9 protein-coding genes are annotated in these 22432 nt (G+C 34.0%); 5 read left to right on the top strand and 4 right to left on the bottom strand.

Annotation, left to right across the window (positions count from 1 at the left end):
- Nucleotides 1-397 precede the first annotated feature (397 nt).
- Nucleotides 398-871 carry a regulatory protein RecX gene (locus HNP99_RS13060; RefSeq protein ID WP_173853825.1) on the bottom strand — a complete coding sequence of 158 codons (474 nt, stop codon included), beginning with the start codon at nucleotides 869-871 and terminating at the stop codon, nucleotides 398-400.
- A 305-nt stretch (nucleotides 872-1176) separates the two neighbouring features.
- Here HNP99_RS13060 and HNP99_RS13055 point away from each other — a divergent pair, with 305 nt between their 5' ends.
- From HNP99_RS13055 to HNP99_RS13035, 4 genes are all read left to right on the top strand, one after another.
- Nucleotides 1177-5742 (top strand): LamG-like jellyroll fold domain-containing protein, encoded by a 4566-nt coding sequence (locus tag HNP99_RS13055; RefSeq protein ID WP_173853824.1) that lies wholly within the window; start codon nucleotides 1177-1179, stop codon nucleotides 5740-5742.
- A gap of 799 nt (nucleotides 5743-6541) precedes the next feature.
- The gene (locus HNP99_RS13045; protein ID WP_254596861.1) at nucleotides 6542-9739 is read left to right on the top strand and encodes a DUF7507 domain-containing protein; all 3198 of its coding nucleotides are present in this window, start codon (nucleotides 6542-6544) and stop codon (nucleotides 9737-9739) included.
- A gap of 679 nt (nucleotides 9740-10418) precedes the next feature.
- Entirely contained in the window at nucleotides 10419-12605 is a 2187-nt protein-coding gene (locus tag HNP99_RS13040) for a T9SS sorting signal type C domain-containing protein (protein WP_173853823.1), read from the top strand.
- Nucleotides 12606-12890: 285 nt separating this feature from the next.
- Nucleotides 12891-16724, top strand: a complete 3834-nt coding sequence (locus HNP99_RS13035; RefSeq protein WP_254596860.1) for a T9SS sorting signal type C domain-containing protein — start codon at nucleotides 12891-12893, stop codon at nucleotides 16722-16724.
- A gap of 71 nt (nucleotides 16725-16795) precedes the next feature.
- On the opposite strand, the gene bioB is transcribed toward HNP99_RS13035, so the two are convergent.
- The 3 genes from bioB to HNP99_RS13020 all read right to left on the bottom strand — a co-directional run bounded on the left by bioB (nucleotide 16796) and on the right by HNP99_RS13020 (nucleotide 19511).
- A complete protein-coding gene (gene bioB, locus HNP99_RS13030; RefSeq protein WP_173853821.1) occupies nucleotides 16796-17881 on the bottom strand; it encodes a biotin synthase BioB in 1086 nt (361 codons plus the stop codon).
- A 160-nt stretch (nucleotides 17882-18041) separates the two neighbouring features.
- Nucleotides 18042-18479 (bottom strand): hypothetical protein, encoded by a 438-nt coding sequence (locus tag HNP99_RS13025; protein WP_173853820.1) that lies wholly within the window; start codon nucleotides 18477-18479, stop codon nucleotides 18042-18044.
- Nucleotides 18480-18581: 102 nt separating this feature from the next.
- Nucleotides 18582-19511: a bifunctional riboflavin kinase/FAD synthetase gene (locus HNP99_RS13020; protein ID WP_173853819.1), complete on the bottom strand. Its 930-nt coding sequence runs from the start codon at nucleotides 19509-19511 to the stop codon at nucleotides 18582-18584.
- A 205-nt stretch (nucleotides 19512-19716) separates the two neighbouring features.
- Here HNP99_RS13020 and HNP99_RS13015 point away from each other — a divergent pair, with 205 nt between their 5' ends.
- Nucleotides 19717-22389, top strand: coding sequence for a reprolysin-like metallopeptidase (locus HNP99_RS13015; protein WP_173853818.1), 2673 nt, complete (start codon nucleotides 19717-19719; stop codon nucleotides 22387-22389).
- Nucleotides 22390-22432: the final 43 nt, after the last annotated feature.

The following is a 22432-nucleotide window of genomic DNA, read 5'->3' as shown; positions in this document are numbered from 1 at the left end:
ATTTTAAAGAAAAAAATCCGTTTTAATCCGTTAAATCCGAGTCATCCGCGTTCCATTACAACCAAAGCTAGTAACTTTCAATTTGAAAATTATTCCTTTCCTAACAAATGAATCCATTTTCAATCTGCTAAATCTGCTTGCCATTATCCAAAGACGAGAATTACAAAAGCAGCAAACTTATTCTATTTTAAAAGAAAAAAAATCTGTTTTATCTGCTAAATCCGTGTCATCCGCGTTCCATTACAGCTAAAGTTGAGAGTTTTAAAGGCTGCAGACTTATCCCATTTAAAAAAAAATAAAAATCCGTTTTAATCCGCTAAATCCGTGTCATCTGCGTTCCAATAGCTAACGCCAGGAACAGTTGGTCCATAAGTAACGGCCATTTACAAAACAGAAATCAATCTTTGTCTTCTAATTCCTTCACTTTTTCATAAACCAAATTACTTTCAAAACCCTTTCGCAATAAACTATCACAAACTTTCTTTCTTTTCTTCATAGTGTTTGTTTCCCTAGTATTTTCCCAAGTTCGCAACGCTATTTTCTCGAAAGTTTCATAATATTCTTCGGGAGTAATTTCTTTTAGTGCCGTGCTAATTAAGCGCTGATTTATTTTTCGGAATTTCAGTTCATTCGTAATTCGGATGTTTCCCCAATATTTAATGCGGTGTTTACCACGAGCAAAACTGCGAGCAAAACGCTCTTCATTCAAGAAATTATCCTTAATTAATTGAGCGATGATCTGGTCAATTTCATGTGAGTCCATTTTCATTGCACGAAGTTTAGACTCTACTTCTTCATGACAACGCTCTTGATAAGCACAGTAATGTTCTATTTTTTTAAGCGCATCTTTTATGGTGTAGGTAGGATTCATTTTTGCTGTTGTGACAAGGTTTTAATAATCGGGAGATACAGCTCAAAGTTAGGATTATTTTTCAAAACTAAAATTGGACTGATTTCGTATATAAAGAAGAGCTTTTTAGTAATAAATTATAATGCTGTGTTATATTATAAGTTTAATTAAAACACATTGTAAAATATGCTTATCGTCGTTTTTTAATGCTTTTAATCGAGTATTTTTCATTTTGATATTTACAAACATCGTTATTGTAATGTTATCTATATGTTTGTAAGAATAACCTGCTATTTAATATTTAGATTCACCCCAAATACCATACTATGAAAAAAATTTTTCTATTCTTATTATTAATTCCTTTTTTTGGTATTGCTCAATTATCCGGCTCATTTACGATCAATACTGCGAATCCTGATAGTAATTTCAAAACTTTAGCTGCCGCTGTGGCTCGTATAAATTCAGTGGGAATTTCTGGCCCTGTGGTTTTTTTAGTAGATGAAGATCAGGTAGTTAATTCTCAAATAGTTATTGGTCAAATTGCTGGTTCTAGCGTGACTAATACGCTAACAATTAAGCCTAACATAGGAAAGACAGTTTCTGTAACAGCTGATATGTTAAACTCTTCTACTGGGGTAGCAGCAGTTTTTATGTTTAATGGAGCAAAAAATGTAGTAATAGATGGGAGTAGTTCTGCAGCAGGTGGAAAAGATTTAACGTTGGTAAATAATGATGGTTTAAGTTACACTGATAGATCTATCATTTGGATCGCTAGTAACGGATCAATTAGCTCCTCGAATATTACTGTTACAAATTGTAACTTAAAATTTACAAATCGAAATCAGCAGCTAACTTTATGTACTGGCGTTTATTCGGGAAATAATGGATTTGGAGGGAATAATAGAATTAATGTTGAGGCCGCTACTGCTGCAAACTCCTCTGTTTTAGTTTTGAATAATTTAATGATTAACGTAAAGGATGCTGTTTATATTAATGGAAGCGGTACCGCATCTCTTTCTCCATCAAATTGGAAAATATCAGGAAATAGTGTTGGAAGTACTATTTCAATTGAAAAGCCTATTAGGGCATTCTATTTATTGAATGCTTTAAATTACGAAGTGTCTGGTAATAAAATCTCAGGCATCAATAATACGGCTAATAATGGTAATGATACTGCGGGAATTGTGCTATTGGGTTCTAGCGCAGGTTTGATATCTGCTAATTATATCGATGATATTGTAAATTCAATTTATAAAAATGGCTTGTTTACTGCAGGTATTTTAGTTAAAAGTACAGGCGTAACAAATATATTTAATAATATTATTTCCAACGTTAACGTAAGCACTGCTGATCCTAATAATTATAATTATTACAATAAGGGTAATGGTATTTTTGTGACTTCAGGTAGTATGACAAATATCTTTTTTAATACTATTGTAATGAAAGGCGCCCCAGCCAGCACAGCTTACGCTTCTGGTGTTTATATTACTGGAGGCTCTAATATTAATTTACGAAGTAACATCTTTGTAAACACGTTAACTAATAGACAATATGCAGTTTTTAATAATGGAGGGACATTTGGGGCTGTAAACTATAACGATTATTATGTGTCTAACGCTACAAATAATTTTTCAAATAGAATTAATTCAATAGAGTATATTGGAACAGCAGGGTTTACCTCCTGGAACCAAGCGGTTACCGACTCTAATTCCAAAAGTATAAATCCATTATTTACGTCAATTACTGATTTTCATTTGCAAAGTACTGGAAATGATAATTTGCAAGGGGTTCTTATCACTGAAATTACAACCGATATAGATGGTCAAAATCGTGCAAAGCCCTATATGGGAGCTGATGAAATCTGTACTGCTCCAAGCATCACAACACAACCCGTTGCTCCAACTGCCACTTGTCCCGGTAATGGTACCCAAACAATAACTGTGGTCGCAACGAATGCTACATCTTTTCAATGGCGAAAAGACGGTGTAAATTTGTCTAATGGAGGAGTAGTCTCAGGAGCTACGAGTGCTACTTTAACTCTAAGTAACCCTACTAGTGCAAATGAAGGTGCTTATGACGTGGTGGTAAGTAATTCTTGTCCAGCTGCGATTAACTCTAACTCCATAACTATTTCAATTATACCAGACCCAATAGTTAGTGCAACCATAGTTGATGCTAGTTGTTCAAATACCAGTGGAGGTTCAATAAACTTAATAAATCCAGAAAGTGCAATAGAATTTAGAAATGCAGATAATGATTATATTGATTTAGGGAATAGTTTTTCTTTGTCTAATAGAAATGCTTTTACTTTAGAAGGTTGGGTGAAATTTAATAAGGCAGACATAGGAAGTAGGTACAGTTTGTTTGGTCAAAACGATGTAATTGAATTTGGCTTTACTAATACAAATACCATTTTGCTTTGGACTGCTGGTGGAGGAAGTATCACAACAACGCTCACAACTACTTTTGGAAATAATGCTTGGCATCACATAGCAGCAGTAGGAACTGGAAGTAATCTAAGAATATATATAGACGGTGTCTTAATAGCTTCCGGTGGGTCTACTACAACTAATTATGGTTCTAATACTACATTTACTCCTAAAATTGGTGCGGGTGTAATAGATGCTTCGGGTGGAGGATTTACAGGGCAAATTAAGAAAGTTGGAATGTATTCATCAGCTTTGTCAGCTGCCGCAATAGCAACATTAGCTAGTTCAACAACTCAATATACAGGCACAGAGTCTGGATTGTTGGCAGGTTACAATTTTTCCGAAGGTGTTGGAACATCGTTGACTAAACTACCGGTAGGAGTGAATGGGACTTTTCAAAATTCTCCTGAGTGGAATTATAAATATTCTTGGACGAAAGTAGGAACACCATCTTTCACCGCTACAAATAGAAATATTAATGCACTTTCAGCAGGCACATACAATCTTACACTTACTCCGCTCGGAGTTGGCTGCGTAGTTACTAAAAGTTTTACTGTTGGTGGAGGCTCTGCTGTAGATATCCCTACTATTGGCATTATTACTCAGCCCACTTGCGCTGCACCGACAGGTAGTGTTGTTTTAAGTGGTTTGCCAGCAACTGGAAACTGGACCATTAATCCAGGTGCTATTACTGGAACAGGAGCCACAACTACTGTTTCTGGATTAACAGCAGGAACAACCTATACATTTACAGTTTCAAATGGAAGTTGCACATCTGGATCTTCAAGTAATGCAGTTGTAAACACTGTTCAAACTGTTAATTACAATGGTTCAACCTGGAGCGGAATACCAGATTTAAATAAAATAGGAGTCATTACAGGAACGGGCACAATTAGTAGCGATGTTGATTTGTGTTCATGTACAGTGAATGCGGGTGTTCAAGCTACAGTTGCTTCAGGTAAAACACTTAAACTTCAAAACCAGTTAACTGTTAATGGTACAATGATTTTTAATGACTTATCTAGTTTAGTACAAATTAATGATGCAGCAGTTAACACTGGTAATATCACTTATAAGCGTCAGACACCAATAGTTACTAATTTTGATTATACCTACTGGTCGTCACCTGTGAAAAATCAAAAGTTAATAGATTTCTCTCCTACTACTTTAGGAGATAAATTCTTGTCTTTTGACTCAACTATCAATAACTGGAAATATGAAGATGCTTACAATACAACAATGGTTGCTGGTAAGGGGTATATAATAAGGGGGCCACAAGAGAATTACGCACCTGGCCCAATAAATTTGTATGAACCATCGTTTATAGGTGAGCCTATTAATGGAGTAGTTTCTGTGGCTATAGGAGGTACGCGAGTTTCTAATTTAATTGGAAATCCGTATCCATCAGCACTAAATGCCGATGCGTTTTTAACAGCTAATAATAGTGTTTTAAGCGGGACATTGTATTTTTGGACGCACAATACTTCTATTCAATTAGCTTCTAATATTACAAATGGTACCGCAGGTTCAGGTTCTTATGCGTATACTTCAGATGATTATGCTTCATATAATTTAACAGGAGGTACTGGAACGAGGGCTTCAATAAGCAGCGGACCTAACACCTCAATTCCAGACGGACAAATTGCGGCAGGGCAAGGTTTCTTTGGGACTAGTATTGCGCCAGGAACAGCTATGTTTAATAATGCTATGCGTTTAAAAGCAGGTGCTATTATTGATAATAGCAAGTTTTTTAGACTAGCATCAACTTCAAAAACTACTGTTGATGTTGAGAAAAACAGGTTGTGGCTGAATCTAGTAAATGATCAAGGGGCTTTTAAACAAACATTGGTGGGGTATATTACAGGTGCTACAAATGAGTATGAAAGTGCTTATGATGGATCTAGTTTTAATGCCAATGCCTATATTAATTTCTATAGTTTGCTAAGTACTTCTGCCATGGCGATACAAGGAAGGGCTTTGCCATTTGATGAAAATGACACTGTTCCTTTAGGATATAAAAGTAATATTGCAGGGGATTTTAAAATTGCAATTGATCAAGTAGACGGTTTGTTTACTAGTCAAGTGGTTTATTTAGAAGATAAATTGTTAAACGTTATTCATAATCTAAAAGAATCACCTTACGCTTTTACAACTGAAATAGGGGTTTTTAATGAGCGTTTTGCTATTTTGTATGCTAATAAAACACTTGGAACTGATGATTTTGATACTTTAAACAACACTGTTTTTGTAGCTACTAATAACAAAGAAATTACCATCACAGCTTCTGTCGAATTGATAGATAAAGTATTTGTTTATGATTTTTCAGGAAGACAACTTTATAGTAAAATAGCAATCGATTCTAATGAAGTAGTTGTAAAAAATCTTACTCATGCCAACGGTGCTTTAATAGTAAAGGTAGTTCTAAATAATGGCAAGATGATTACTCGAAAAATAGTTTACTAATATAAAAACATATATATTCTTTAGATTATAGAAATAGAATTGATAGTCTTTAAATAGTTGTAGAAGAAAAAGAGCCATCTTGAAAATTTTCAAGATGGCTCTTTTTGTAAAGCTGATTAAGTTTTTTAAGGCGTTTATTTTGTGATTTTTTTTAAATTCGATCTTGATTTGACAATCGACAATCTGATTGTGTTGTTAAAAACAAGACAATAGCGTATATCGAGATTCTGAAAAACTAGAGAAGATTTGTATTTATGATTTACTTGGAAGGGAGCTTTATATAGCCTATGATGTGAACACGAATGCATATTCTGTTACTAAAAAGATTAGGTATTTGTCTTTAGATTTTTTTTCAACACTAATACCTTAGATTTATTTAAGGAAAAACATATATTTTAAGTAATTGGAGTGTTTGTTGTGCATAAGCCTCAGTCGTTTTTATTTTTTTTGTGTTTATCCTTTTGTAAAATAGAATGCACATGGGTAGTTGTATTTATGTGTTTAAAGTTATCTTACTAAAATTAAAATTAGATGAAATGTCAGATCATCAGTATGCCTAATTTTTTTGATTCTGCAGTATTGAAAATCTGTTATATTGCTAAAGAAACTAACCTTTTTTAATGTTTAGATAGTGTTGATGCTGTCATTATTATCATAAATTCAAGTATAGCTTGGCTTAAGTTAGTACGGAAAAATGTATTTGAACGACGATTTAATTAGTTTGTCGATTAAATGTGTTTAACAAATAGGAATTATATACTTTCGCGAAAATCACCAAATTTTATTTAATAGTATCTATATGATAATAAATTACTTTATATTAATCTACAATACTTGTTATACTATAATTCGAACAATTTTTTTAAATACCGTTTATCCATTCACAAAGTATTTATTATTTATTTCTTTTCTAGCTGGGTCTAGTATATATAGTCAAACAGCGGTCAATGAAATTTACACGGATTGGAATGGGTACTGGGCTTCTAATACAGCTACAGCTAGTGGTAATCAACCTAATACAGAGAATAATTTATTAGCTTTTAAATGGAATAATGTTATTTATTCTACAGGCGTAAATAACGCGATACTTACAACAAAAGGAGTTGGTTACAATACACAGGTTTTTAGAGCTCTAAAAATACAATCTTTAGGGTATACATCAAACACTTATTTTTTGCAAGGTGCTATGATGGATGGTTCGTTGACAGCTAGGACGTTAATCCCTGCAATTTCAGGTAGTGTTTCCACTCCAGCAGAGTTAGCATATAGACTTACCGATGGACTTAATGGATTATCATTAGGAACAGGAATTGCAAATATAGCGAGTAATACAGTCTCTTTTAAAATAGGTACTGATAATATAAACTTAACAGGTATAGGTGATAACGTGCCTGATATTGTAGTTAGTCAGGTAGCTCAACCGAGTTCAGTAACAGATACATTTAAATTTGTAGATGCAACAGGTGCTACAGTAGGGACCGCTATAAATGTTGCATTTAATGGTATTCAAGTAGTTGGAACTTATAGATTGGATTTGTTTAATGCTAATAATGGTTTGGCAGCTTCTAGTTTTTCAGCCAATGATACTCGAGATATTCGGTTGCTTGCTATGGATTTAAGTGCTTTTGGTATTACTTCTGCTAACGCAGCTTCTGTTGATCGTTTTGTCGTTAATTTTTCAGGAAGTTCTGATTGTGCCTTTATTGCTGTTAATAAAGCTTCTCTTAAAACTGCAGAATTGAGTTTGGTAAAAAAAGCATCTATGTCTGGATGCGGTGTATTGGGAGATAAAATTAATTATTCTTTTGAAGTAACGAATACTGGTGAGACTGCTATTACAGATATTGTTCTTAGTGATCCTTTGCCAGGTTTAGTATTGGCCACTAATGTTATAGCTAGTTTAGCAGCTGGAGAAACAAAAATACTTACTGCTGTATATACGATTACTGCAACTGATGTGACAGCAGGTAAAGTAATTAATTCTGCCAGTGTTTCAGGAATAGATCCTTCGTTGAATACTGTTTCTGATGTTTCAGGACAAACCACTGCCGATGATATTAGTACAGTTGTTTATTTGTCTACTGTCCCATCGGTACCTACAATAGGAACAATTACGCAGCCCAATTGTATTACGTCTACAGGGAGTGTTGCTTTGAGAGGTTTGCCGTCGTCTGGATCGTGGAAAGTAACTGCAAGTCCAACAACTGCAAGTTTAACTGGTTTAACTGGAACAGGAGCCACAACTACTGTTTCTGGATTAACAGCAGGAACAACCTATACATTTACAGTTTCAAATGGAAGTTGCACATCTGGATCTTCAAGTAATGCAGTTGTAAACACTGTTCAAACTGTTAATTACAATGGTTCAACCTGGAGCGGAATACCAGATTTAAATAAAATAGGAGTCATTACAGGAACGGGCACAATTAGTAGCGATGTTGATTTGTGTTCATGCACAGTGAATGCGGGTGTTGAAGCTACAGTTGCTTCAGGTAAAACACTTAAACTTCAAAACCAGTTAACTGTTAATGGTACAATGATTTTTAATGACTTATCTAGTTTAGTACAAATTAATGATGCGGCAATTAACTTAGGTAATATCACTTATATGCGTCAGACGTCAGCAGTAAGTAATTTTGATTATACGTATTGGTCGGCACCAGTGAAAAATCAAAAGTTAATAGATGTCTCTCCTACCACTTTGGGAGATAAATTCTTGTCTTTTGACTCAACTGTCAATAACTGGAAATATGAAGATGCTTACAATACAACAATGGTTGCTGGTAAGGGATATATAATAAGGGGCCCACAAGGAAATTATGCACCTAATCCAGTAGTTTTTCATAAAGCGCCGTTTAAAGGTGAGCCTATTAATGGAGTAGTTTCTGTTGCTATAGCAGGTACGCGAGTATCTAATTTAATTGGAAATCCGTATCCATCAGCACTAAATGCCGATGCGTTTTTAACAGCTAATAATAGTGTTTTAAGCGGGACATTATATTTTTGGACGCACAATACATCTATTCAATTAGCTTCTAATATTACAAATGGTACCGCAGGTTCAGGTTCTTATGCGTATACTTCAGATGATTATGCTTCATATAATTTAACAGGAGGTACTGGAACGAGGGCTTCAATAAGCAGCGGACCTAACACCTCAATTCCAGACGGACAAATTGCGGCAGGGCAAGGTTTCTTTGGGACTAGTATTGCGCCAGGAACAGCTATGTTTAATAATTCTATGCGTTTAAAAGCAGGTGCTATTATTGATAATAGCAAGTTTTTTAGACCAGCATCAACTTCTAAAACTACTGTTGATGTTGAGAAAAACAGGTTATGGCTGAATCTAGTAAATGATCAAGGGGCTTTTAAACAAACATTGGTGGGGTATATTACAGGTGCTACAAATGAGTATGAAAGTGCTTATGATGGATCTAGTTTTAATGCCAATGCCTATATTAATTTCTATAGTTTGCTAAGTACTTCTGCCATGGCGATACAAGGAAGGGCTTTGCCATTTGATGAAAATGACACTGTTCCTTTAGGATATAAAAGTAATATTGCAGGGGATTTTAAAATTGCAATTGATCAAGTAGACGGTTTCTTTACTAGTCAAGTGGTTTATCTAGAAGATAAATTGTTAAACGTTATTCATAATCTAAAAGAGTCACCTTACGCTTTTACAACTGAAATAGGGGTTTTTAATGAGCGTTTTGCTATTTTGTATGCTAATAAAACACTTGGAACTGATGATTTTGATACTTTAAACAACACTGTTTTTGTAGCTACTAAAAATAAAGAAATTATCATCACAGCTTCTGTCGAATTGATAGATAAAGTATTTGTTTATGATTTTTCAGGAAGACAACTCTATTTAAAAACAAAAGTGGCTAGTGAACAATTACTTATTACTAATATAATTGCTGGAGATCAAGCTTTAATTGTAAAAGTGATTCTTCAAAACGGAAATGTTATTACTAAGAAAATTAATTATTAAGAGAAACGTTTTTTCTTTAAAAAGCCCGCTGTGAAAGATTCCAGCGGGCTTTTTTTATATAAAGTTTAAAGTGATGATTTAAAATACTTCTTTTAGCAAATAGACAAACGATGATCTTTGGCAATTTCAATAGTTTTAAGAGTACTCGAATTTCTAAATTTGCTCGTTTGAATGTTGACGGTTAGTCTTAATACTATTTTTAATACAGTGAAATCAGGTGCAAATAACAAGATGCGTACTGCTGTTTTGCAAGATGATGGTTAAATTATAATTGGTCAGTCTTTTTTTACTACAAGTTTAACTTCTGATATCGCTGCTTATAAAAATCAGATGAGAACTACAGCAGCTGTATTTTAAAAATAAAATTGATAATGATCAATTGGATTTAAATAATTTACCAGCAGTTGATCAAGCGTTAATCGTTAAGGTGCTACTGAAAAAAGGAAAAACGCTATATAAGAATTAATATTAGTCTAGATTAAAAATAAAAAAAAACTCAATGAATTTGTTTGTAATAAGTTTTTTAATTTCTGATATTGTATGAAAAATTAAATCTCGCTTCCTATTTTGTTGTTATTTTATAAGTTTTAATGATTTTAGCATATGTTATTAAAGAAGTTAAATAAACAGAGGGATAATTTTGTTTTGTATGTTAATGTATTTTTTTTAAATAAATGTTATGAAGATTAAAGTAATTATTATACTGATATTGCTATCATTTACTGGTTGGTCACAAACTATTGTTTTTAGTGAAAACATGGGTAGTCCTTCTGGAAATACTGCAATTAGTTTAAATACATTCCAAAATACTGCACCAATAGTTTTTTCAGGGACATCTGAAGTTCGATTTACAAGCAGCTCTTCTGGATATACAGGGGCTTCCGGTGGAGGTAATGTTTTTTTTACATCAACAGCAAATAGTTTTTTTGAAATTTCAGGGATAAACACGCTGAGTTATTCTAGTTTAAATTTGACTTTTGCTCACTATAAAGCAACTAATACAGCAAGCAATGAATTAATTGTAGAGGTGAGCTCAGACGGGCTTACTTATGTGCCATTGATATATAGTAGAGCCACTGGGTCAGGAACTACAGGATGGGTTCTTGTTACCCCTTCAGGGTCAATTCCTTCGGCTTCTAATTTAAGGCTTCGATTTAGACAATTGGCAATAACTAGTGATTATTTTAGAATTGATGATGTGGTCTTGTTTGGAACTCCTATTTGTAGTTCAACCTCTACTTGGAACGGGACTTCATGGTCGTCAGGTGCGCCTACAACTAGTACTAGTGCGATTATTAACGGTAATTATAATACAAGTTTGTCAGGTAATATTAATGCATGTAGTTTGACAGTAAATAGTCCTGCTAGTTTATCTGTTGCTAATGGTCAATATATAAAGTTAGAATATAACTTGACTGTTGCGTCTGGTGCTAATGTTGTTTTTGATAATAATTCAAGTTTAGTTCAAGTGAATCCTGTTGCTATTAATTCAGGTAATATAACATATCTACGAAATACAAACCCTATAGATAAATTTGATTACACTTATTGGTCAAGCCCTGTAAAAAACCAACGATTAATAGATGTTTCTCCTAATACTTCAGGGGATAAGTTTCTGTCTTTTAACGCTAGTATCAATGATTGGAATTATGAGACTAATACTAATGTTATGACTGCAGGTAAAGGATATATCATTCGCGGACCACAAGGTTATTATACTTCAATTCCACCCTCGGTTTACTCAGCTTCATTTATAGGTGAGCCTATAACCGGAAATGTTTCCATACCCATAATGGGAGCTGGAGTTTCTAATTTAATAGGGAATCCATATCCTTCCGCATTAAATGCCAATACATTTTTAACTGCAAATAGTGGTGTTATAGATGGAACTATATATTTCTGGACACATACTACAGATATTGGTACAAATGTCTCTAACCCAGGTTCAGGGGCTTATGCTTATTCATCAGATGATTATGCCTCTTATAATTTAACAGGGGGTACGGGAACTCAAGCAACAGCAGGTGGTAATATACCTAATGGGGAAATAGCTGCTGGGCAATCTTTTTTCACAAGAAGTATAGCGTCAGGTAATGCTGTTTTTACTAATGCAATGCGCTTAAAATCAGGTGCTGTAATTGCTAATTCACAATTTTTTAAACAATCAAATTCAAGTAAGACAGCAGAATTTGAACAAAATAGAGTTTGGTTGAGCTTATGGAATGACGGAGGAGCTTTTAAACAAACATTACTAGGATATGTTATAGGCGCTACTAATGAATATGAGAATGCCTATGATGGTGCTAGCTTTAATGCTAATGCCTTTATTAACTTCTATAGCTTGCTGAATACTTCTGCCATGGCAATACAAGGAAGGGCTTTACCATTTGATGAAAATGACACTGTTCTTTTAGGATATAAAAGTAATATTGCAGGAGATTTTAAAATTGCAATTGATCAAGTAGACGGTTTGTTTACTAGTCAAGTGGTTTATCTAGAAGATAAATTGTTAAACGTTATTCATAATCTAAAAGAGTCACCTTACGCTTTTACAACTGAAATAGGGGTTTTTAATGAGCGTTTTGCTATTTTGTATGCTAATAAAACACTTGGAACTGATGATTTTGATACTTTAAACAACACTGTTTTTGTAGCTACTAAAAATAAAGAAATTATCATCACAGCTTCTGTCGAATTAATAGATAAAGTATTTGTTTATGATTTCTCAGGTCGACAAATTTATTTAAAAACAAAGGTGGCTAGTGAACAATTACTTATTCCTAATATAATTGCTGGAGATCAAGCTTTAATTGTAAAAGTGATTCTTCAAAACGGAAATGTTATTACTAAGAAAATTAATTATTAAGAGAAACGTTTTTTCTTTAAAAAGCCCGCTGTGAAAGATCCCAGCGGGTTTTTTTTATTTTATATAAAGTTTAATGTGACGATTTAAAGTACGTTTTGTAGTATTAATAAAAAAGCACTACATTTGTAATCAATTGTTTTTCAGATTGTTGATTGCTTTCTAAAAACCCCTTCTCCCCAAATAAGGTTTAAATGTATTTCTTTAGCATGTTTTAAAAGTAACTTTTTAACGTGCATCTATTAATTTAAAACCCTTATTGTTTTGGTTAAAAAAACTACTTATTTTTTGATTTTACTATCTTTTCTAAATTTTGTTAATGCCGCCGCACAACAAGGCTTAATTGATAAAACATTCAATACTACTGATGATGGTGTAAACGGAGATGGCTTTGATAAAGTGGTTCGTACAATAGCATTACAAAAAGATGGAAAGTTACTTGTAGGAGGTGATTATTTAAATTTTAACGGGAACTCTTTGCCTTTTATTAGTAGACTTAATCAAGATGGATCAGTAGACGATAGTTTTGAGTTAAATGATGGATTCAATAGAAAAATTGAACAAATAATTATCCAAAATGATGGTAAAATTATCGCAGTGGGTTCTTTTAATGATTTTAATGGCAATAGCATAGGAAGATTAGTTCGGTTGAACAATGACGGCTCTTTAGATGCTACATTTGATACTAGTTTAGGGGCTCAAAATAATATTGTTTATGGTGTGACACAACAAGGTGATGGTAAAATAATCATAGTAGGTAGTTTTACAAAATTTGGTGATGTTGCAATGAATAGAATTGCTCGTGTTTTATCTGATGGGAGTGTAGATACCTCATTTAATATTGGTACAGGTGCGAGTGGATTAGTTAGGGAAGTATGTGTTCAAGCGGATGGTAAAATTGTTGTTGCTGGTTCCTTTGCTAGTTTTAACGGCGTTGCGTCTAATAAGATTGCTCGGTTAAATCAAGATGGAAGCATTGATGCGACATTTATGACAGGAACTGGATTTGATGATAATGTCACAGCTTTAGACGTGCAAGCTGATGGAAAAATTCTAGTAGGAGGAACTTTTACGCTTTATGACGGGGCTATGGCTAATAAAATTATACGTTTAAATACAGATGGTTCTATTGATGCCACTTTTCTTTCGGGAACGGGTTTTAGTAATAGTAGTGTGGCTGTAATAAAGGCTATAGATAATGGTAATATTATGGTTGGTGGTGGCTTTACTAAAGATTATAATGGTATTCCAGTACTTAAAATGGTTATGCTTAAAGCAAATGGTACGATTAATACATTATTTGATATTGGTTCGGGACCTGCAACAGCTACTGTGTATGCTTTTACTTCTGCAGCTGATGGCTCTTGGTTTGTAGGTGGTTCTTTTTCTGTTTTTAATTCTCAAAATAGGGGTAGATTAGCTAAACTCGATGCTAATGGTGTTCTGGATGTAGATTTTCTAAGTTCAAATGTTGGTTTTGATAATAGTGTCTATAAAACACTGCCTTTGGCTAATAGCCAAACGATGATCTTTGGTAATTTCAACAGTTTTAATGGTATTCCAATTTCTAAAGCTGCTCGTTTAAATGTTGATGGTAGTCTTGATACTACTTTTAATACTGGGAAATCAGGAGCAAACAACACGGTGCGTACTGCTGTTTTGCAAGATGATGGTAAAATTATTATGGCTGGAGGTTTTACTAGTTATAACGGAAATGCAACAAGTAAATTAGTTCGTTTATTAGCTGATGGTTCAATTGATACTTCTTTTTTAAATGGGATTGCGATTAACAACCAGATTTATGCAATGGTGCTTCAGCCAGATGGTAAGATTGTTATTGCAGGAAGTTTTACAAAGTATAATGATGCTCCAGTAAATAAAATTGTAAGGTTATTAGCAGATGGCTCACTAGATGCTAGTTTTAATATTGGTTCTGGCGCTGATGGTACGATTGACGCTGTTGTTTTACAAAATGATGGAAAAATGATTATTGCAGGACGTTTCCTAAGCTTCAACGGAACTAATTATAATAGGTTACTTCGGTTAAATACTGATGGAAGTATTGACACTAGTTTTGATACAGGAACGGGTTTTGATAAAAATGTCTATACTCTAGCGCTTCAGTCAGATGGTAAAATTATTGTGGGTGGAATATTTCAAAACTTTAATGGTGTCCTTATTAAAAGGCTATTGCGACTAACAACTAATGGTAGTTTAGATACTTCATTCATTTCAGGTACTGGTTTGAGTAATGGTACAGTGCGTTCTTTATTGGTTCAACCAGATGATAGAATCTTAATAGGCGGAACGTTTACAGGTAAATATGATGGATATCCAGTTAAGCGATTGGCTCGTTTATTAGCTAATGGTACTTATGACTCTTCTTTTTTTGTTGACTTAAATAATACACTTTATTCCACTAGTTTTACCGCTAAAGGAATGCTAATGATTGGAGGGAACTTCAATTCGGTTTCGGGAATTGCTAAACACCGTGTAGCTCGTATTAAATTATGTACTGATAATACTGTGTGGGAGAATCAAAAATGGAGTAACGGCTTGCCTACAATTTATAAAAGTGCTTTATTTAATAGTGATTATATAGCTAGCGCCTCTATTGATGCCTGTTCTTGTAGTATTGCTTTAGATAAAAGTGTGACCATTACAAGTGATGAAACATTTTCATTACGATTTGACTATTCAGGCTTAGGTACTTTAATTTTAGAGAATAATGCTTCGCTTTATCAAGATGAGGATGAAATAGAAAATACTGCTACGGCTTTCGTAGTAAGGAAAACGACTCCTATTTTAAAATTTGATTATACTTATTGGTCTTCTCCTGTTGCTGATCATACCTTGCTGGCTACCTCTCCTGAAACCGCTATGGACAAGTTCTTCTCGTTTTCACCAATATCAAATTCGTGGTTAGGGGCTGATCCAGCTGCAATTATGAAAGTAGCAAAAGGATATATTATTAGAGGGCCACAGAGTTTTTCAGACAATTTAAAAGAAATTCACGAAGCTAATTTTATTGGAGTTCCGCATAATGGTAAAAAGACGATTGCTTTAGGAACGGCTCTAAGTCATAATTTAATTGGAAACCCTTATCCTTCTGCAATTGACGCCGATGTATTCTTGCAGAAGAATGCCAGCGTCATGAACGGCACAATTTATTTATGGTCGCATAATACGCCTATCACAAATAATAATTACACATCTGATGATTATGCGGTTTACAATTTATTGGGTGGTGTAGGAACAGCACCCTCTATAAGTGCTGCTGCAAATACGTCTAAGCCTAATGGTAAAATAGCTTCAGGTCAGTCATTTTTTGTTTCTTCAACTACTGATAGTGGAGTGGTTGAATTTGATAATTCGATGCGTGTGACAGCTGAGAATAGTCAGTTTTTTAGAATGATAGCTTCGCAAAATAAAGGCAAGCTTAGTGCATTAGAAAAGCACCGAATATGGTTGAATATGTATACTGATGAGGGTTTTTTTAAGCAAATGCTTGTTGGTTTTATTGATGGCGGAACCGCTTCTTATGATCATGCTTTAGATGGAGAAAGTTTCAATGGAAATAAAGATATTAATTTTTATAGTATTAGTGGTGAAAAACAACTTGCCATACAAGCGAAGGGATTGCCATTTGAGAATACTGAAGAAATAGTTTTGGGGTATGAAACTAAAATTGGAGGGAATTACAAAATTGATATTGATGAGGTTGATGGTTTGTTCGTCGATCAACAAGTATACTTAAAAGATAACATGAATAATAAAACACACGATTTAAAACAAGGGTTTTATAGTTTCGAAAGTGATACAGGAGTATTCAATAACCGTTTTGTACTTGTTTTTAAAAATCAGACATTAAATACTGATGATTTTGAAGAATCGCAATCCGGAACTATTGTATCAGTTTCTAATAAGTATCTCAATGTAACCTCTGATGTGTTGATTAAAGCAATTAAAATATATGATATTTCAGGAAGAAGTGTATATGAGCAAAAAGCAGTTAATGATAACTTTATTACTCTAGAAGATTTCTTGTCAACTAACAATGTTCTTTTAATTAAGATTTTATTGGATAATAATAAAACGGTAATCAGGAAAGTTATTTATTAGTAACGGAATAATAAACGAAAAACGCCCTATTTTGAATTTCAAAACAGGGCGTTTTTTTAATAAATAAAATTTTATTTTCCTTTACCTGAGGCTTCAAGATTACGGTCAATTGTATGACCTGGTCTTGACCATTTTGGTTTTTCACCAAGTGTGTTGTACTGTGAATCTTGTGCTTCAACAGTTGCTGGTTGCGAAACTTTAGTAAATGGTTTTTGAGGATTTAGACCTAACATTTCAAACATTTTCATGTCTTCGTTAACATCTGGGTTTGGAGTTGTAAGTAGTTTGTCACCGGCAAAAATAGAATTTGCACCAGCAAAAAAGCACATTGCTTGACCTTCTCTGCTCATATTCATTCTACCTGCTGATAAACGAACTTGAGTTTCTGGCATGATGATACGTGTGGTAGCAACCATGCGAATCATTTCCCAAATTTCAACTGGTTTTTCTTCTTCCATTGGAGTTCCTTCAACAGCTACAAGCGCATTGATGGGTACCGATTCTGGTTGTGGGTTTAATGTAGAAAGAGCAACAAGCATTCCTGCTCTGTCTTCAATGCTTTCTCCCATTCCTATAATTCCACCGCTACAAACTGTTACATTTGTCTTGCGAACGTTTTCAATAGTCTTTAAACGGTCTTCAAAGCCACGAGTCGAAATAACTTCTTTATAATATTCTTCAGAGGTGTCTAAGTTGTGATTGTAAGCATATAAACCAGCTTCAGCAAGGCGTTGTGCTTGGTTTTCAGTAATCATACCTAAAGTACAACACACTTCCATGTCTAACTTATTAATGGTACGCACCATTTCTAACACTTGGTCAAATTCTGGTCCGTCTTTAACGTTTCTCCATGCAGCTCCCATGCACACTCTTGAAGAACCACTTTCTTTAGCTCTTAAAGCTTGCGCTTTTACCTGATTTACTGACATTAGATCATTTCCTTCTACTGAAGTATGGTATCTAGCTGCTTGTGGGCAGTAACCACAATCCTCTGGACAACCACCTGTTTTTATAGACAGCAATGTTGAAACTTGAACCACATTAGGGTCGTGGTGTTCTCTATGAGTAGATGCTGCTTCAAAAAGCAGGTCCATCATAGGTTTATTATATATTGCAATAATCTCTTCTTTTGTCCAATTATGTTTTGTAATGCTCATTGATACGTTTTTTAAAGCCCCAAAAGTAATCAAATAGTTCTAAAGAATCAATGCAATGCCTTTAAAACCTAATTTTGAATGAAGTTAATACGTTATGTATTGGTTCAGAGATTTATTATCGACTCGGAATTTTTATTTAAAATCGATAAGCTTTGTTTTGCTAGTCAGATGGATAGCGTTTTTTCCAAAATAACATTAAAGTAAATGTTACAATTACTGCAGATACGATGCCTTCAAAAAGCAAAGAAATACCATAAGTTATAACGGTAGGGTCTCCGCCAAATAAAAACGAAGCTGAAAGCGATTCAATATACTTGTCGCCTCCTTGAATATAGCTGTAAGTGACTAATCCTGCAATACTAATAAATACACCTATAAGACCGGTTATCAGGGCCGAGGTTGCATTTGCGGGTAAACTATTTTTTCCTTCTTTGTAATTGCTTTTCAAAACGCTATTTACACCGTAATAAATAAAAAGGATGTTTAGTGCTCGTAGATAAAATAAATCTGCAAGGTTTAACGCTTTCATAATTAGGAAATAGATGCTAATTCCTACCCAAATAATAATCCCATAATATAGTTCTTTAGTTAGTTTCATGCGTTTAGTTTTAAATTATTAAAAGTTAACTATTTGAAAATAAGTGCTTCACTATCAAAGCTACGGAAATTATTGAAATATATTGAGGTCAGTGTTCTAATATTAACGTTTGTTGAAGTATGCTATGGCTGTTGCTTTGTCTATTTCTAATTGTTTTATCAATAGTTCTAAAGAATCGAACTTTTGCTCTGGACGTAAATATTCTAAAAGTGAAACAGATAAATTTTGATCGTATAAATCTCCTTCAAAATTTAAGAAATGAATTTCTAGCGACAAGCTTTCTCCTTTAACGGTAGGGTTGAAGCCAATGTTCATTATCCCCGAAACAAGCTTTTTATTAATAATGGCTTCAACGATGTACGCCCCTTTTTTTGGGATTAACTTGTAGTCTTCTTTAATATTGATATTTGCAGTAGGAAAACCTATTGTTCGCCCGAGTTGCTTTCCTTTAAAAACGGTACCAGTTAAAAAGTAGTCGTACCCTAAATATTTGTTAGCAAGACTCATATCTCCATCAGAAAGTGCTGCTCTAATTTTAGTCGAACTAACCGAGATTGCATTTATTTCTTGAACAGATATTTGTTCTACTTCAAAGCCGTATTTTTTTCCAAAATCAATTAAATCATCAATATTTGCGGTTCTGTTTCTGCCAAAGCGGTGATCATGACCAATGATGATTTTATGAATATTTAATTTTTTAACTAAAACTGTTTCCACAAAATCCTCAGCTGAAAGGCGAGAGAAAGTTTCGTCAAACGGATGAATAACTAAATTTTCAATTCCGATTTTTTCTAATAATTCAATTTTTTCAGAAATAGTGTTGAGTAATTTAATATCAGACTGTTCTTGCAGCACCATTCTAGGATGTGGAAAAAAAGTTAGTACAAGACTCTCGTATTTTCCTTCCTGAGTATTTTGGTTGACTTTTTCAAGAATTTTTTTATGACCTATATGAACGCCGTCAAAGGTACCTAATGTGAGAATCGTTTTTTTAGAACTGCTGAAATCGTTTATAGAATGAAAAATCTTCAATGGAACTGTTTTATAGTTATGCAAATTTATACTATCTATTTTAATTGAGAGAATATCCAGAATTGATTTTGATGTTTTTTTAATGTTTTCTTAGTAAAAATGACTGCTGTTGTAACTATGGATTCTGTTTGTATTAATTGATTTATAAAATAGCACCTTTATTTACACTTAAATGTTTTATTTTTGGAGCTATATATATTTAAATATGAAAAAAAATATCCTGTTATTGCTAATCATTGGTTGGTGTTTCTCTTTGAACGCGCAAAACCAATCTCCTTGGAGTGTTGTTAATCAATCTAAGGTTGTAACAACTAGTAAAAATAGCACAACAAATTCCTCATCTGATAAAATGCTATTGCAATTAAATCAGCAACTTTTAAATGAATCGCTTGAAGGTATTAAAGATAATAAAGGAAGTTCTGTTGTGTTGACGATGCCAAATAGTGAAGGTGTGATCGAAAAATTCATGGTTTGGGAATCTTCTAATTTTGCACCTGAATTACAAGCCAAATATCCTGATATCCGTGGGTATGCAGGAGTTGGAATTACAGATCCTACAGCATCTTTGCATTTTAGTGTTTCTTCTAAGGGGATTCAAACAATGGTTTTAAGAGGAGATAGCGGTTCAGAGTTTATTGAAGCGTATCCAGATAATAAAAAATTATACACATTGATCACCTCTAGAAATAGAGAAAAAGGAAGTCTACCTATGGTTTGTAAGACGACTGATGTTGCGGTAAATAAAAAATTATTAGCAAGTACTGCTCGTGTTGCGGCAAATAATAAAGTTTTTAAAACCATGCGATTGGCATTGTCTTGTACAGCCGAATATACTACGTATTTTGGAGGTACGGTTGCAGGTTCTTTAGCGGCTATGAATGCGACTATGAGTAGGGTAAATGGGATTTTTAATAGAGATTTAGCGTTGCAATTAAATATCATTGCCGACAACGAAAAATTAATATACACTAATGCTGCAACTGATCCTTATTCAGATGCTGTTGCCGGAGCAGACGGTAATTGGAGCCTTGAGTTGCAAGAAAATTTAACATCAGTGATTGGGAATAGTGGCTATGATATTGGGCATCTTTTTGGAGCATCTGGTGGTGGTGGAAATGCAGGTTGTATTGGTTGTGTTTGTGATGCCCCTACAGCTGGTGATCCTTTTGGTAAAGGAAGTGCTTTTACTTCTCCTTCTGACAGTAAGCCTGAGGGAGATGATTTTGATGTTGATTTTGTTAGTCATGAAATGGGGCATCAGTTGGGTGCAAATCATACTTTTTCTTATGATATAGAAGAAACAGGAGTGAGTGTTGAACCTGGAAGTGGTTCTACAATTATGGCTTATGCTGGAATTACTACTGATTACGATATTCAGCCTAAATCAGATGATTATTTTACGCATGCAAGTATTTTGCAAATTCAACAAAATCTTGCTAGAAAATCTTGTCCTGTAAATGTTGCGATTGCTACAAATGCACCAGTAGTAAGTGCAGGGACTGATTATGTGATTCCTAACGGTACTGCTTTTATTTTAAAGGGAACAGGTTCAACGACAAACGGAAGCAATTTAACCTATACTTGGGAACAGGACGATAGTGCTGTAACTGCTAGTAATGAGAATAGTTTTGCTATATCTACTAAAAAAGACGGTCCCTTGTTTCGGTCTTTTTTACCAGTAAGCTCAAGTACACGATACATGCCTTCTTATGCTAATGTGCTTTCTAATAAGTTAACTAGTAAGTGGGAGTCTGTGGCTACTGTAGCTAGAACATTGCACTTTGTATTAACAGCAAGAGATAATGGTTCAGTAGGAACGGCTCAAACTAATTATGATGAAATGACAGTAAATGTTAGTGCAACTGCGGGTCCGTTTGAAATTACCTCTCAAAATACAGCCGATGTAAGTTGGCTTCAGGGTCAAGCCAAAAAAATAACTTGGGCTGTTAATAATACTAGTATGTTAGCGGGATCTGCAAATGTGAATATTAAATTATCTACAGATGGCGGTTTGACGTTCCCAACAGTTTTAGCTTCAAATACTCCTAATGATGGTAGTGAAGATATTATTGCTCCAAGTGTTGTTGCTAAAGATTGTAGGATTTTAATTGAGCCTACTGATAATATTTATTATGCGGTCAATGAGACTTCTTTCTCGATAGGTTATACGGTAACTACTGGTTGTGCGAGTTATACATTTGCTACACCATTTACTATTCCTGAATCAGCTTCTTATAAAACGGTTAAGGTTACTGTTCCGGCTACTACAGCTACGATTTCGGATGTTAATTTTAATGTAGGTTTCAATCACGCTTATTTATCTGATGTAGATATGGAAGTTGTAAGTCCGAGTGGTACTACTGTGAAATTATTTAATAGAAGTTGTAGTGATAAAGAGGGTAGCTTATTGTTGACTTATGATGATGCTGGAGGGGATCTTGTTTGCGGTACGATAACATTACAAACCATCACTGCTGATGGATCATTAGCCGCGTTTAATGGTGAGAATGCAGGTGGAGATTGGACTTTTAGAATTCGTGATGCGTATGATGGAGATACGGGAACATTGACTTCAGCTTCTATTGCTATTTGTACCAAAGATTTTGTGCTTGATACTACAGATTTTTCTAAAGACGATGTTGTTATTTATCAGGATCCCATTAAAGAAAATATCACAGTTGAATTTGTTTCTTCTGGAGCAAGTCAAATTAAGATTTTTGTACATAATATTGCGGGAAGAAAAATATTTGAAAAAGAATATAGTATGCAAAATACTTTTAGAGAAGACATAGAACTTGGTAGTGTAGCTACAGGTCTTTATATAATGACCGTAATTGATGGCGGTAAAAAAACGGTTAGAAAGTTACTGATTAAATAGTTCGCACTATTTTATAATGGATATATGAAAAAGGGAAAACTTT

This window comes from Flavobacterium gelidicaeli (assembly GCF_013294005.1).
Lineage (GTDB): Bacteria > Bacteroidota > Bacteroidia > Flavobacteriales > Flavobacteriaceae > Flavobacterium.
Note: the sequence above shows the minus strand (reverse complement) of the source record. Positions and strands in the feature narration are given on the sequence as shown.

What these genes read in the sequence shown, in the direction of transcription:
- HNP99_RS13045 (WP_254596861.1), top strand. Translation starts at nt 6,542, where the DNA reads ATGATAATAAATTACTTTATATTAATCTACAATACTTGTTATACTATA.
- HNP99_RS13025 (WP_173853820.1), bottom strand. Translation starts at nt 18,479, where the DNA reads ATGAAACTAACTAAAGAACTATATTATGGGATTATTATTTGGGTAGGA.
- HNP99_RS13055 (WP_173853824.1), top strand. Translation starts at nt 1,177, where the DNA reads ATGAAAAAAATTTTTCTATTCTTATTATTAATTCCTTTTTTTGGTATT.
- HNP99_RS13060 (WP_173853825.1), bottom strand. Translation starts at nt 871, where the DNA reads ATGAATCCTACCTACACCATAAAAGATGCGCTTAAAAAAATAGAACAT.
- HNP99_RS13015 (WP_173853818.1), top strand. Translation starts at nt 19,717, where the DNA reads ATGAAAAAAAATATCCTGTTATTGCTAATCATTGGTTGGTGTTTCTCT.
- HNP99_RS13040 (WP_173853823.1), top strand. Translation starts at nt 10,419, where the DNA reads ATGAAGATTAAAGTAATTATTATACTGATATTGCTATCATTTACTGGT.
- bioB (WP_173853821.1), bottom strand. Translation starts at nt 17,881, where the DNA reads ATGAGCATTACAAAACATAATTGGACAAAAGAAGAGATTATTGCAATA.